General features: G+C 68.5%; 16 protein-coding genes. 6 read left to right on the forward strand and 10 right to left on the reverse strand.

The window, feature by feature from the left end:
* The first annotated feature begins 89 nt into the window (after window positions 1–89).
* Together eccD and mycP are read left to right on the forward strand one after the other, a co-directional pair.
* A complete protein-coding gene (gene eccD, locus ABQE89_RS13395) occupies window positions 90–1,442 on the forward strand; it encodes a type VII secretion integral membrane protein EccD (protein WP_448417245.1) in 1,353 nt (450 codons plus the stop codon).
* Between the two features lie 11 nt (window positions 1,443–1,453).
* Complete coding sequence (gene mycP / locus ABQE89_RS13400; protein WP_448417599.1) at window positions 1,454–2,785, forward strand: type VII secretion-associated serine protease mycosin; 1,332 nt, start codon at window positions 1,454–1,456, stop codon at window positions 2,783–2,785.
* Here the strand turns inward: mycP and eccB are convergent.
* Window positions 2,750–4,126, reverse strand: a complete 1,377-nt coding sequence (eccB, locus tag ABQE89_RS13405; protein ID WP_448417247.1) for a type VII secretion protein EccB — start codon at window positions 4,124–4,126, stop codon at window positions 2,750–2,752. The two genes, mycP and eccB, sit on opposite strands and share 36 nt — an antisense overlap.
* Window positions 4,127–4,165: 39 nt before the next feature.
* On the reverse strand, window positions 4,166–4,735 hold the full coding sequence (locus ABQE89_RS13410) for a CGNR zinc finger domain-containing protein (RefSeq protein WP_448417601.1): 570 nt from the start codon (window positions 4,733–4,735) through the stop codon (window positions 4,166–4,168).
* 76 nt (window positions 4,736–4,811) lie between these two features.
* On the opposite strand from ABQE89_RS13410, the gene ABQE89_RS13415 reads away from it, so the two are divergent.
* The 4 genes from ABQE89_RS13415 (at window position 4,812) to ABQE89_RS13430 (ending at window position 8,139) form a co-directional block, all read left to right on the forward strand.
* A complete protein-coding gene (locus ABQE89_RS13415) occupies window positions 4,812–5,831 on the forward strand; it encodes an EamA family transporter (RefSeq protein ID WP_448417249.1) in 1,020 nt (339 codons plus the stop codon).
* 39 nt (window positions 5,832–5,870) lie between these two features.
* The gene (locus ABQE89_RS13420) at window positions 5,871–6,662 is read left to right on the forward strand and encodes a cutinase family protein (protein ID WP_448417603.1); all 792 of its coding nucleotides are present in this window, start codon (window positions 5,871–5,873) and stop codon (window positions 6,660–6,662) included.
* Window positions 6,663–6,699: 37 nt separating this feature from the next.
* Window positions 6,700–7,386, forward strand: a complete 687-nt coding sequence (locus tag ABQE89_RS13425; RefSeq protein ID WP_448417251.1) for a cutinase family protein — start codon at window positions 6,700–6,702, stop codon at window positions 7,384–7,386.
* Window positions 7,387–7,470: 84 nt separating this feature from the next.
* A complete protein-coding gene (locus tag ABQE89_RS13430) occupies window positions 7,471–8,139 on the forward strand; it encodes a cutinase family protein (protein WP_448417253.1) in 669 nt (222 codons plus the stop codon).
* 1 nt (window position 8,140) lies between these two features.
* On the opposite strand, the gene truA is transcribed toward ABQE89_RS13430, so the two are convergent.
* From truA to infA, 8 genes are all read right to left on the reverse strand, one after another.
* Window positions 8,141–9,004 (reverse strand): tRNA pseudouridine(38-40) synthase TruA, encoded by an 864-nt coding sequence (truA, locus tag ABQE89_RS13435; protein WP_448417255.1) that lies wholly within the window; start codon window positions 9,002–9,004, stop codon window positions 8,141–8,143.
* A gap of 4 nt (window positions 9,005–9,008) precedes the next feature.
* A complete protein-coding gene (gene rplQ / locus ABQE89_RS13440; RefSeq protein WP_448417257.1) occupies window positions 9,009–9,599 on the reverse strand; it encodes a 50S ribosomal protein L17 in 591 nt (196 codons plus the stop codon).
* A 27-nt stretch (window positions 9,600–9,626) separates the two neighbouring features.
* Complete coding sequence (locus tag ABQE89_RS13445) at window positions 9,627–10,679, reverse strand: DNA-directed RNA polymerase subunit alpha (protein ID WP_448417259.1); 1,053 nt, start codon at window positions 10,677–10,679, stop codon at window positions 9,627–9,629.
* 80 nt (window positions 10,680–10,759) lie between these two features.
* Window positions 10,760–11,365, reverse strand: coding sequence for a 30S ribosomal protein S4 (gene rpsD / locus ABQE89_RS13450; protein WP_448417261.1), 606 nt, complete (start codon window positions 11,363–11,365; stop codon window positions 10,760–10,762).
* A gap of 25 nt (window positions 11,366–11,390) precedes the next feature.
* The gene (gene rpsK / locus ABQE89_RS13455) at window positions 11,391–11,810 is read right to left on the reverse strand and encodes a 30S ribosomal protein S11 (protein WP_448417263.1); all 420 of its coding nucleotides are present in this window, start codon (window positions 11,808–11,810) and stop codon (window positions 11,391–11,393) included.
* Between the two features lie 2 nt (window positions 11,811–11,812).
* Entirely contained in the window at window positions 11,813–12,187 is a 375-nt protein-coding gene (rpsM, locus tag ABQE89_RS13460) for a 30S ribosomal protein S13 (RefSeq protein WP_448392849.1), read from the reverse strand.
* A 146-nt stretch (window positions 12,188–12,333) separates the two neighbouring features.
* Window positions 12,334–12,447: a 50S ribosomal protein L36 gene (rpmJ, locus tag ABQE89_RS13465; protein ID WP_003879483.1), complete on the reverse strand. Its 114-nt coding sequence runs from the start codon at window positions 12,445–12,447 to the stop codon at window positions 12,334–12,336.
* 37 nt (window positions 12,448–12,484) lie between these two features.
* Window positions 12,485–12,706, reverse strand: a complete 222-nt coding sequence (gene infA, locus ABQE89_RS13470) for a translation initiation factor IF-1 (RefSeq protein WP_005140011.1) — start codon at window positions 12,704–12,706, stop codon at window positions 12,485–12,487.
* Between the last annotated feature and the right edge of the window lie 7 nt (window positions 12,707–12,713).

Here is a 12,713-nt window from a genome sequence, read left to right on the forward strand (position 1 = left end):
GGGTTCCATCCACAGCCGATCAATTTGCCGCGCATGGCGATCTGTGCACGGGGTTACGGTGATTCGCGGATACCAATCGGGGGGATTCGGTGCGAGATTCGCTATGTCGGCTCACAGTGCAGCGGCTCGGTCGGGACGGAGCAGACGCGGTCGATGTCGTCCTGCCCGCAGAGAGCACCGTCGCCGAGCTCATCCCGTCGATCGTCGACCTCTTCGACCGCGGTCTGGGTGATGTTGAGCACGAACAACACTGGTGGTTGACACCACTGGGCGGTGATCCGCTGGACGTGTCGCTGACGCTGGCCGAGAACGGGGTCGACGACGGCTCGGTGCTGCTGCTCACCACCACCGAGCCGGTATCGCCGCAGTGGTTTCCGTTCGACCCGACCCACACTCTGGCTCGCACCGCCGACATCCGCGCGGACGCTGCGCTTCCGCCGACGGCCCGGATGTCCTGTTGTCTGCTCCTGGGCGTGGCAGGCGCCATCGCCATCGGCTGGTCGGCCACCCGATCCGCCACGATCGGCCCGCTCGTCGTCGCCACCGGGCTGGCCGTGTCCGCCGCCGCGGGCGCCTTCACCCTTCGTCGTGTTCACCCTGATCCGAACGTGCCGGTCGTCCTCGGCGTGCTCGCCGTGGCCTACGCGGCCCTCGCGGGTTTCGTCGCCGTGCCTGCCGACGCGGCCTGGGCCCGGATTCTGCTCGCGTCGTCGGCGTCCTTCTCGTTGGCACTTGTCCTGCAACGGGTGATCAGCGGTGGCACAACCTGTTTGACGGTGTTGATCACCATGAGCGCACTCACCGCGACCGTGTCGGCCGCGGCGGTCGGCTTTGGGCTTCCGACGCAGGCGGCAGGCGCCATGCTCGCCACGTTGTCACTGGCGGTCTTGGCTGCCGCGCCTCGGTTGTCGATCGCCGTCGCCGGCGTCGGTCCACCGACACCGGGCCTCGGCAAGGCCGCGGATACGGTCGCCGACCTCAGCGCGGACCACATCGACCACGCCCACGCGACGTTGACCGGAGTGGTCACGGCCTCGTCGATCACCGCCGCAGTCGGCGCCGGCGGCGCGGTCCTCGCGGATCAGATCTTCTGTGTCGCGGCGGTCCTGTTCGCGGCGGTCGTCGCGGCGGTCTTGTCGCTGCGCGCCAGGACCCACTCCGATCCGACACGTCGCGTCGCGCTGTACGGATGTGGCTTGCTCAGCGCCACAGCAGGTTTCGCATGGTGGGCGGCGGCGGCACCCGAACAGGCGCATTGGCTGGCCCTGACCGCCGTCACAGCCGCCGTGGCGCTGCTGTGCGGACTCGACCTAGGCGCCCGAAGTCCCGCCGCAGTGCGACTCGTCGAGATCCTGGAGTACGTGGCCCTGGCGGCGGTCGTTCCGCTGGCGTGCTGGGTGGGCGGACTCTACGAACTGGTCCACGACTCGAGGCTGCTGTGAGCACGCCGGCCATGCGGGTGACGCGGTACCTGAGCGCGGCCCTCGTCGCCTCGGCACTGGGCACCCCCGCTGTCGCGGCCGCCATATCCCCACCTCCCGTCGACGACTCACTGACTCCGCGGGCCGCACCGCCCGCGCCGCCGACGCGCACCGAACAGCACCAGGACTGCATCACCACCAGCGACCGCGCCCCCGATGATGTTCGCCCCGTCGTGGCCGGACTGCCGCAGATCTGGCGGCTCACCAGGGGCGGGGGCCAGACCGTCGCGGTGATCGACACCGGGGTGGCGCCGCACCGGCTGCTGCCGCATCTGGTGGCCGGCGGCGACTACGTGTCGACCGGCGACGGCACCGAGGACTGCGACGGTCACGGCACCGTGGTCGCCGGGATCATCGGCGCGGCACCCGAATCCGGTGTGTTCAGCGGTGTCGCGCCCGATGCGACCATTGTCGGGATCCGGCAGTCGAGCACCAGGTTCAGGGCGGCCGACGACGTCTCCGGTTTCGGGTACGGTGACGTCGAGACGCTTGCGATGGCCGTTCGCACCGCGGCCGACCTGGGCGCAACGGTGATCAACGTGTCGTCGGTGGCGTGCCTGCCCGCCGACGCCGTGCTGAACGATCGGACGCTGGGCGCGGCGCTGTCCTATGCGGTCGACGTCAAGAACGTCGTCGTGGTGACGGCGGCGGGCAATGTCGGTGGACAGGGCCAATGTCCCGACCAGAATCCCGCGCGGCCGGGCGTACCGAACTGGACCGACGTCAACGTCGTCGTCAGCCCGGCCTGGTACGACGAGTACGTGCTGACCGTCGGGTCCGTCGACCACGACGGCAGGCCGTCACAGTTCAGCCTGGCCGGACCGTGGGTTGACGTTGCCGCACCCGGCGAGGACGTCGTGTCGCTGGATCCCGACGGCGAAGGACTCATCGACTCGTTGCCGACACCCGCAGGCCCCATGCCGATTTCGGGGACAAGCTATTCGGCGCCGGTCGTCTCGGGCGTCGTGGCGCTGCTGCGCGCCCACTCACCCGAGTTGACCGCGCGACAGGTGATGGCGCGCATCGAGGACACCGCGCTGGCTCCCGCGGCGGGCTGGGACCCCGTCGTCGGCCACGGAGTCGTCGATGCACTCGCGGCGGTGACCGGAGGTCCCGCACGGCCACCGGTACAGCACCGTCAACCGGTCTCGGCGGCTCCGGCCGCCCCGCAGGCCGAACGCCACTCCGGTCGACTGTCCATCGGGTTGGCCGCGGCGTCTGTCGCGCTGTCGGTCGGACTGGTGGCCGCCGCGTCCTCGGCGAACCGGCTACGACGGCGCTCCGACGCTGTCGCGCACGACTGAGGCGGCCTCGACGCTGAGCTCCTGGCCTCGAGGCAACCGCGCCACCACCGGCCACGGCGCGGAGATCGGCGCCTCGGTCAGCCCGAGTCGCTCGGCGGTCTGCTCGTCGCGGATCCCGAACACCACTCCGGCGTCGGTGACCAGATATCGGCTCGCGCTGCTCGCGCCCTCGCCGGCCAAGCCCGCCGCCCGCACGTAGGCGCTACTTCCGGGCGGCAGGTGGACGTCGTCGACCTGGGGACCCGGGCCGTCGGCCTGCGCCAATCTCAGCGACTCGCCGTCCCATGGCAATGACTTTCCGGTCGACACCGTGGTTTTCGGGTCGGTCCCCGACGGTGTCCACTGTGTGCACAGCACCGGCGCCTCAGTCGGGCGCGCGCGGTCGGGAAACTGTGCGACGGGAAGGTCGTTCACGTCCGGGGCCGACCCGAGGACGCCGGGCGTGACGGTGACGATCTCGCGCCGTCCCCCGGGATGGGAGAACCTGATGAGGTCGGCCGCCACCTCGCCGATCCGCTGCACACCGTGTGCGAGCACGACGTAGTACTCGGGGGCCTCGGCGCGGATCACCCTCGCGACAGTGCCGACGGCGAGGCCACGCAGCATCGACGGTTCCCCCACGCGCGGAACCGAGACTTCGGTGATCTCGCGCGCCTCCGGGATCGCGTCGAGCAGGGTGCGCGACACCGGGCGCGGCGCGACACCGTCCAGCCGAAGTGCCCGCGCGACGGCGTGATTGCGCAGATCCACCCTGGCCCGCCTGCCGTCGAACACCAGATAGGTCGTCGCGGCGCTTTCGCCTCGCACCGTGACCAACACGCTTCGGCCGGGATCCGGCCGAAGCACCGTCGGGCCCGCGGACACCGTGGTGGTTCCCGCCGCGTCGTCGCAGACCGTCCACGCGGCCTCCTCAGCGGTCAGGATTCGGCCGACAGCATCGGGTGCGCCCGGAATGCCGACCAGCGGACCGCGTCTGACGCCGTCGAGCGCCGACGCGCTGACCGGGCTGGGTTGGCCCGTCACACCCGCGATCAACCGGGCCGACGCGAGATTGAGTACAGGGTGCACGGTTTCGCCGATGCGCACATACAACGCGCCCGTTTCGCGTACCACGACGATCGGCTCGGTGCCGACCGTCGCGCGAGGTTGCATCACCGCGAGCACCGCGCAGACCGCGACGACGATGGCGGCCAGCACACCACCGGCAATCAGTGAAAGCGTTTGCGCGCGAAGCGGATCGTCGAGCATGCGGGCATCACCGCGCACCAGCGCGTGTTCCATGCGCCGCAGCAGAAAGCGGTATCCGCTGACCTGCAGTCGCGTCGTCGGTTGCCGAGCCATCCCTCCCCCGCAGCCAGCCTAACGGCCGGGCAGGGTACGTCAGGTCACCGTTTTTCGCTGCTCACGCACGCGGCGCTTCCGATACGCGGCCACATGCTGACGGTTACCGCAGTTGCCGGTGTCGCAGAACTTGCCCGATCTGTTGCGCGACAGATCCACCAGCACCGCATCGCAGTCCGGCGCGGCGCAGATCTTCAGCCGGCGCAACTCCCCGGCGCGGATCAGATCGGCCAGCGCCATCGCCATCTCCGCGCCCATCCGCTGCCACAGCGGGTCGTCGGCCGACGCGAGGTGCAAATGCCACTCTGGCATCTCCGGGTGCCGGGTCAGCCACGGGCTCGCCTCGGTGTCGCGCAACAAGGCGTTCACCTGGCCCACCGCACGTTCCTCGTCACCGGCGGCGTGGAAGATCTTGCGCAGCCGGCTCCGCAGCCGGTGCACCGACTCCAGTTCGGCCCCATCGTGGTCGCGCCGGCCCGTCCAGCCGAACCCGTCCAGATAGCCGTCCAGCGCGGGCAGGTCGGCCAGCTGATCGCCGCCCTCACGGTCACTGTTGACCAGCACGCACGTGGCCCGCAGCGTGAGCTCGGTGTCATGACTGAAAAGCATTTGACTCATGACGCCTTCCGCCGCTAGGGTCATTACCAAAGTCGATTTTACTCATTACACAATCGGGGGGTGGCCCGTGGGCGCGATCCGTCGGAACGAGCCCGCGACCGTCGAGAGGTTCCGGTCCGGCCTGCTGCTCGCCCTGGTCTCGGCCTTCGCCTTCGGCTGTTCGGGGCCGTTCGCCAAGTCACTGATGGAGGCGGGGTGGACGCCGACGGCCGCGGTGCTGGCCCGGCTGGGTGGCGGCGCGCTGGTGATGGCGGTCTTCGCGACCGTCGTCAAACCCGATTGGTACCGCGAAGCGCTGCGACATGCGAAGACCGTCGCCCTCTACGGGGTGATCCCGATCGCGGGCGCGCAACTGTGTTACTACAACGCCGTGGCACACCTGTCGGTCGGTGTCGCGCTGCTGCTCGAGTACACCGCGCCGATCCTCGTGGTGGGCTGGGTGTGGGCGGGCACCAGGCGCGGGCCGAGCGGGCTGACGCTCACCGGAGTCGTCCTGGCCATCGCCGGGATGACGTTGGTGCTCGACGTGTTCTCCGGCGCCCACATCAACGTGGTCGGTGTCGGCTGGGGATTGGCGGCCGCGGTCTGCGCGGCGTGCTACTTCGTGATGTCGGCAAATGTCGACGACGCCGGCAACGGCGAGCAGGTGCACCCGGTGACGCTGGCCGCGGCCGGCCTGATCGTCGGCGCGGTCGCGGTGGCGCTGCTCGGGGCCAGCGGCGTGATGCCGATGACGTTCACCACCGACGACACCGTTGTCGCGGGCCACAGCACCTCCTGGGTGGTGCCGGTCATCGCGCTCGGTGTGATCGCCACCGCCGTCGCCTACACGCTCGGGATCATGGGCATCGTCCGGCTGCGGCCCCGGTTCGCCTCGCTGGTCGGCCTGTCGGAGGTGATGTTCGCGGTGCTGGCCGCCTGGATGCTGGTCGGTGAGGCCATCAGCGCGCCCCAGGCCGTCGGCGGCGTCGTCGTGCTGCTGGGGCTGGCCTTGGCACGCGCGGGCGACCGCTCCGAGGCCGTCGCGGAGGCCACGTGGCCCGACGGGCCCGTGGAGGGCAAGGCCTCCACCCGAGCAAACTGCTAGGCCCTTGACCGCGCGGTATGTGAGTATGGCCGGGTGACTTTGCCGCGTGTATGGGCCCTGGCGGCGGCCGTCGTCTCGACGGTCGCCGTGCTCGCCGGTGCGCCCGCCCCCCTCGCCGATGCCCAATTCGGACCCGCCCCGGGCCCCGCCCCCGGACCCGAACCGGGTCACTCGGCCGGGTCGGCGCCAGGTCCGCAACCAGGGTCCGCCAACACTCCGCTGCCCGGAATGCCCGGAGCGCCGGCACCCGTACTGACCACCCCGGACTCGTCGTGCCCGGACATCGAGGTGATCTTCGCCCGCGGAACCGACGACACACCGGGGCTGGGCACCAACGGCCAGGCCTTCGTCGGTGCGCTGCGCGGCCTGGTCGGCGGCCGCAGTGTCACCTCGTACGCGGTGAACTACCCCGCCTCCTACGACTTCCTGGCCGCGGCCGACGGTGCCAACGATGCGGCCAACCGCATAGCGACGATGGCCGAGCAGTGCCCGAGCACCAGGCTCGTGCTCGGCGGGTACTCACAGGGCGCGGCGGTGATGGACATGCTCGCCGGCGTTCCGCCGCTCGGCAACAAGATCGGCAGCATCGGGTCGGCGCCGCCACTGCCCGCCAGCCTGCTGCCCAATATCGCGGCCGTGGCGGTGTTCGGAAACCCCGCCGCCAAGTTCAGCAACCCGATCACCAGTTCGGTGTTCGCCGGCCGGGCCATCGATCTGTGCAAGGACGGCGATCCGATCTGCTCACGCGGCAGAAACCCATTTGCGCACAACGACTACATCAGCGCGGGGCTGGTGCAGCAGGCCGCGAACTTCGTCGCGCGACTGGTGTGACCAGGTTGTGCGGGCACTGGCCTATCATCGTGCAGTTGTGAGCCCCCACCGACTTCGCCGCCGCCTCGTCACCGCCGCAGTTGTCACGCTCACGGCCCTCGCAGGCGTCGTCGCTCCGGCGATGTCGGCGCGGCCCGTGGGCAGCCTCGCGATCGCCTCGGCACAGGACTGCCCGGATGTGAACGTGGTGTTCGCCCGCGGTACCGGGGAACCCCCGGGTATCGGCCGGGTCGGTCAGGCGCTCGTCGACGCGTTGCGCCCGCAGATCGCCCCGCGCAGCGTCGCGTCCTACGGGGTGAACTATCCGGCCAGCTACGACTTCGGTCTGGCGGCCGACGGCGCCTCCGACGCCGCCGCCTACATGGTGAATTTCGTGCAGTCGTGTCCGTCGAGCAGGATCGTGCTCGGCGGGTTCTCGCAGGGCGCGGCGGTCGTCGACATGCTCGCCGGGATCCCGCCGCTGGGCAACCGCATCGGCGCGATGGGGCCCAGGCTGCCTGCCGGCGTAACGCCGAACATCGCGGCCGTCGCCGTGTTCGGAAATCCCGCAGCCAAGTTCGGCAATCCCATCACCTCGGCCCCGATGTTCGGCGGCCGCGCGATCGACCTGTGCCGCGACGGCGACCCGATCTGCTCACGCGGCCGTAATCCGTTCGCGCACAGCGACTACGTGCAGACCGGCCTCGCCAACCACGCGGCGAACTTCGTGGCGGGCCTGGTCTGAGCGGTTGGGCGGCGTGCGCGGCGGTAACGCAACTTTCACCGCTTAACTACGGAGGCGTCAATCTGTTCCGCTAACATCGGTTCAGTGATCCGCCGTCATATCTTCGCCGCTGTGGTCGTCGCGCTCGTCGCGGGTACCTTGCTGGTTGCCCCCAGTACCACGACTGTTTCGGCTCCGTCCGCGCATGCCCAGTCCTGCCCGCAGGCCGAGCTCATCTTCGCCCGCGGCCGTACCGAGTCCGCCGGCGCCGGCGTGATCGGCAACGCCCTCATCAGCGCGCTGCGCAGCAAGACCGACAAGAACATCAACCTCTACGCCGTCAACTACCCCGCGGACTACGAGGTCGACATCGGCGCCAACGACATGAGCTCGCGCATCCAGGACATGGCCGCCCGATGCCCCGACACCCGGCTGGTTCTGGGGGGCTACTCGCTGGGCGCCGCGGTGACCGACGTCGTGCTGGCCGCACCCATCGCGGCGCTCGGCTTCAAAAAGCCGCTGCCGCCGGGCATGGACCACCACATCGCGGCCGTCGCGCTGTTCGGCAACGGCATCGCCTGGGTCGGACCGATCACCAACTTCAACCCGCTCTACAGCGAGCGCACCATCGAGCTGTGCCACGGCGCCGATCCGATCTGCAGCCCGGCCGACCCCGAAACGTGGGAAGGCAACTGGCCCGACCACGCTGCGCGGGCATATATCAACGCCGGGATGGTCAATCAGGCAGCGGACTTCATCGTGGGCCGCATCTGACTCACCTCCGCAGATCGCGGGTGACCCGGGTGCGAGCTTCGAGTTCCTCGTCGGGCGGATAGTCCACGGCGACAAGGGTCAGGCCCTGTGCCGGCGCGGCGGCGAAGTCGCTCGATCGACGAGTCGCCGCCAACAGGGTGGCGCACCAGCCGGGTTCGCGCCGATGTTCCCCGACGGCCAGCAGCGCCCCGACCAGTGACCGCACCATCGACCAGCAGAACGCATCGGCGGTGACCGCGGCGCTCACCCGGTGACCGTCGCGGGACCAGTCCAGCCGCTGCAGTTCGCGGATCGTGGTAGCCCCCTCGCGGTGGCGGCAGAACGCCGCGAAGTCGTGCAGCCCCAGCAGGTTCCGCGATGCGGCCGACATCGCCTCCACATCCAGTGGACGCGGCCACGGGGTGACGAAGCGCGCCTCCTGCGGTTCGACCCCGTACGGGGCCGTCGACAGGCGATAGACGTAGTGGCGGCGCAACGCCGAGAACCGGGCGTCGAAACCCGGTGCGGCCCGGACGATGTCGAGCACTCGCACGTCGGTCGGCAACAGCCGCGCGAGCCGGCGCACCAGCGGACGAAACTCCGGCTCGTCGGGACGCACGGTGCGCGGGTAGGCCTTCGACAGCATCTGGGCCGGGACATCGAGGTGCGCGACCTGACCGGTGGCGTGCACACCGGTGTCGGTACGGCCGGCGGCCCGCAGTGTGACCGGTACGCGAAAGACCGTCGAAAGCGCTTCGTCGAGCACACCGGCCACGGTGCGCTGTCCCGCCTGTAGGGCCCAGCCCGCGAAGTCGGTGCCGTCGTAGGCGATGTCGAGCCGAAGACGAACGAACCCGCCACCGGAATCGATGGCGGGTCCGTTCACGTCGTCAGGACTTGTCGTCGTCGGCCTCAGCGTCAGCCTTCGCGTCGGTCTCGACGGCTTCGTCGGTCTGGTCGGCCTGATCGGTCTCGACGGCCTCGTCCGTCGGGCCCTCCGTCGCCTCAGGCTCCACGGCCGCCTGCGGCACGGCAGCCGCCGCGACCGGTTGTTCGGCCGGCTTGGCGCCCGCTGCCTGCGATGCCGCCGCCCGGCGAGCGCGGTTGGCCTCCGAGGTCACCGTCTTCTCCCGCACCAGCTCGATGACCGCCATCGGGGCGTTGTCGCCCTTGCGCGGCTCGACCTTGATGATGCGGGTGTAACCGCCGTTGCGGTCGGCGAAGAACGGGCCGATCTCGGCGAACAGCGTGTGCACCACGTCCTTGTCGCGGATCTTCTTCAGCACCTCACGCCGGTTGTGCAGCGTGCCCTTCTTGGCGTGGGTGATGAGCTTCTCCGCATAGGGCCGCAACGCCCGCGCCTTGGGCTCGGTCGTCTTGATGCGGCCGTGCTCGAAGAGCGACGTGGCCAGGTTGGCCAGAAGCGCCTTCTGGTGCGAGGACGACCCGCCGAGGCGAGGGCCCTTGGTGGGCTTGGGCATTGCGAACTCCTATTACCTACGTGACGACTAGAGCTGTTCGGTTTCGGCGTAGTCCTGGTTGTCATCCAGTTCGTAGCCGGCGTCGCTGTTCCAGGTGCCCGTGGCCGCGTCATAACCGGCGACCTCGGACGGATCGAACGAGGCCGGGCTGTCCTTGAGCGACAGGCCGAGCTGGTGCAGCTTGATCTTCACCTCGTCGATCGACTTCTGACCGAAGTTGCGGATGTCGAGCAGATCGGACTCGGTGCGGGCGACCAGTTCACCCACCGTGTGCACGCCTTCACGCTTGAGGCAGTTGTACGACCGCACGGTGAGGTCCAGGTCGTCGATCGGCAGCGCGAAGCTGGCGATGTGATCGGCCTCGGCGGGCGAGGGTCCGATCTCGATACCCTCGGCCTCCACGTTGAGTTCGCGTGCCAGACCGAACAGTTCGACCAGCGTCTTACCGGCCGACGCCAGTGCGTCGCGCGGGCTGATCGAGTTCTTGGTCTCCACGTCGAGGATCAACTTGTCGAAGTCGGTGCGCTGCTCGACGCGAGTCGCCTCCACCTTGTAGGTGACCTTGAGCACCGGGCTGTAGATGGAATCGACCGGGATACGACCGATTTCGGCGCCCGAGGCCTTGTTCTGCACGGCGGGCACGTAGCCGCGGCCACGCTCGACGACGAGTTCGACCTCGAGCTTGCCCTTGTCGTTCAGGGTCGCGATGTGCATGTCCGGGTTGTGCACCGTCACACCGGCAGGCGGCACGATGTCACCCGCGGTGACCTCACCGGGGCCCTGCTTGCGTAGATACATGGTGACCGGCTCGTCCTCTTCGGACGACACGACCAGACCCTTGAGGTTCAAGATGATGTCGGTGACGTCTTCCTTGACGCCGGGCACAGTGGTGAACTCGTGCAGCACGCCGTCGATGCGGATGCTGGTGACCGCTGCGCCGGGGATCGACGACAGCAGGGTGCGCCGAAGCGAATTCCCGAGGGTGTAACCGAAACCGGGCTCCAACGGCTCGATGACGAACTGTGACCGGTTCTCGGAAATGACCTCTTCGGCCAGTGTGGGTCGCTGAGAGATCAGCATGGTGTTTCTCTATCTCCTTCTCGGCACCCGCTATTTGATGCCGGTTGGGTTTCTGCGGTCGGTTGCGCCGCAGAAGTCTCTTACTTCGAGTACAGCTCGACGATCAGCTGCTCGGCGAGCGGCACGTCGATCTGCGCGCGTTCCGGCAACTGATGCACCAGAATGCGCTGACGTTCGCCGATGACCTGCAGCCACGACGGGATCGGCCGGTCGCCCGCGCTCTCCCGCGCGATCTGGAACGGCAACGTGTTCAGCGACTTCTCCTTGACGTCGATGATGTCGTACTGCGACACCCGGTAGCTGGGGATGTCGACCTTGACACCGTTGACCAGGAAGTGGCCGTGGCTGACCAGCTGACGCGCCATCCGGCGGGTCCGGGCCAGGCCTGCGCGGTACACGACGTTGTCGAGCCGGCTTTCCAGGATGCGCAGCAGGTTGTCACCGGTCTTACCGGGCTGACGCACCGCTTCGTCGTAGTAGCGACGGAACTGCTTCTCCATCACGCCGTAGGAGAAGCGGGCCTTCTGCTTCTCCTGCAGCTGCAGGCGGTATTCGCTTTCCTTGATCCGCGCGCGACCGTGCTGGCCGGGCGGGTAGGGACGCTTTTCGAACGACTGATCCCCGCCGACGAGGTCGACGCCCAGGCGGCGTGACTTGCGGGTAGCCGGTCCGGTGTAACGAGCCATTAGTCAGATCCTCCCTAGTCCAGCCCTAGACCCTGCGCCGCTTGGGCGGACGGCAGCCGTTGTGCGGCTGCGGCGTGACGTCGGCGATGGCGCCGACCTCGAGGCCGGCGGCCTGCAGCGACCGGATAGCGGTCTCGCGGCCCGAACCCGGGCCCTTGACGAACACGTCGACCTTGCGCACGCCGTGCTCCTGCGCCTTGCGCGCGGCGTTCTCGGCGGCCAGCTGCGCGGCGAACGGCGTCGACTTGCGCGAGCCCTTGAAGCCGACGTGGCCCGACGACGCCCAGGCGATGACATTGCCCTGCGGATCGGTGATCGTCACGATCGTGTTGTTGAACGTGCTCTTGATGTGAGCGGCACCGTGCGGGACGTTCTTCTTTTCCCGGCGACGGGTCTTTTGGCCCTTCTTCGCAGTCGAAGAAGCTGACTTCTTTGCTTGCGGCATGCTTACCTGGCCTTCTTCTTGCCGGCGATGGTGCGCTTCGGACCCTTACGGGTGCGCGCGTTGGTCTTGGTTCGCTGGCCGCGCACCGGCAGGCCACGGCGGTGCCGCAGACCCTGGTAGCAGCCGATCTCGATCTTGCGGCGAATGTCGGCCTGCACCTCGCGGCGCAGATCACCCTCCACCTTGAGGTTGCCCTCGATGTAGTCGCGCAGCTGGGTCAGCTGATCGTCGGTGAGGTCCTTGGTGCGCTGGTCCTTGGAGATACCGGTCGCGGCCAGTATTTCGTTGGAGCGGGTACGGCCGATGCCGTAGATGTAGGTCAACGCGACCTCCATGCGCTTATCGCGCGGGAGGTCCACGCCCACGAGACGTGCCATCAGGCGGTGTTCCTTCTTCTCTGCGGAGGTCTGGTCCCGGTCCGTTCCCTTTCGGGGTCCGGCCTCCGAGCCGGACGTGGCTGAACGGCGTATCCGTTCAGTGGTACTGGGATTTCGTCATTCAGTTGTGACGCGGGTGAGGCGGTCTAGCCTTGCCTCTGCTTGTGACGCGGATCGGAGCAGATCACCATGACCCGCCCATGCCGGCGGATCACCCTGCACTTATCGCAAATGGGCTTGACGCTCGGGTTCACCTTCACGGCTGATTAGATCCTTTGTCTGTCAGTTCTTGATGGGCTACTTGTACCGGTAAACGATGCGGCCCCGAGTCAGGTCGTAGGGAGACAACTCCACCACAACGCGGTCCTCGGGCAGGATGCGGATGTAGTGCTGCCGCATCTTGCCGCTGATGTGGGCGAGAACCTTGTGCCCGTTCTCCAGCTCAATGCGGAACATCGCATTGGGCAGGGGTTCGACCACGCGACCCTCGACCTCGATGGCACCGTCTTTTTTGGCCATATCCTCC

Source organism: Mycolicibacterium sp. XJ1819 (assembly GCF_053483675.1).

Coding starts and splice junctions, on each gene's coding strand:
- rpsK (WP_448417263.1), bottom strand. CDS start 11,810: ATGCCGCAAGCAAAGAAGTCAGCTTCTTCGACTGCGAAGAAGGGCCAA.
- rpsD (WP_448417261.1), bottom strand. CDS start 11,365: ATGGCTCGTTACACCGGACCGGCTACCCGCAAGTCACGCCGCCTGGGC.
- ABQE89_RS13410 (WP_448417601.1), bottom strand. CDS start 4,735: ATGCTTTTCAGTCATGACACCGAGCTCACGCTGCGGGCCACGTGCGTG.
- infA (WP_005140011.1), bottom strand. CDS start 12,706: ATGGCCAAAAAAGACGGTGCCATCGAGGTCGAGGGTCGCGTGGTCGAA.
- ABQE89_RS13445 (WP_448417259.1), bottom strand. CDS start 10,679: ATGCTGATCTCTCAGCGACCCACACTGGCCGAAGAGGTCATTTCCGAG.
- rpsM (WP_448392849.1), bottom strand. CDS start 12,187: ATGGCACGTCTCGTGGGCGTGGACCTCCCGCGCGATAAGCGCATGGAG.
- mycP (WP_448417599.1), top strand. CDS start 1,454: ATGCGGGTGACGCGGTACCTGAGCGCGGCCCTCGTCGCCTCGGCACTG.
- eccB (WP_448417247.1), bottom strand. CDS start 4,126: ATGGCTCGGCAACCGACGACGCGACTGCAGGTCAGCGGATACCGCTTT.
- rplQ (WP_448417257.1), bottom strand. CDS start 9,599: ATGCCCAAGCCCACCAAGGGCCCTCGCCTCGGCGGGTCGTCCTCGCAC.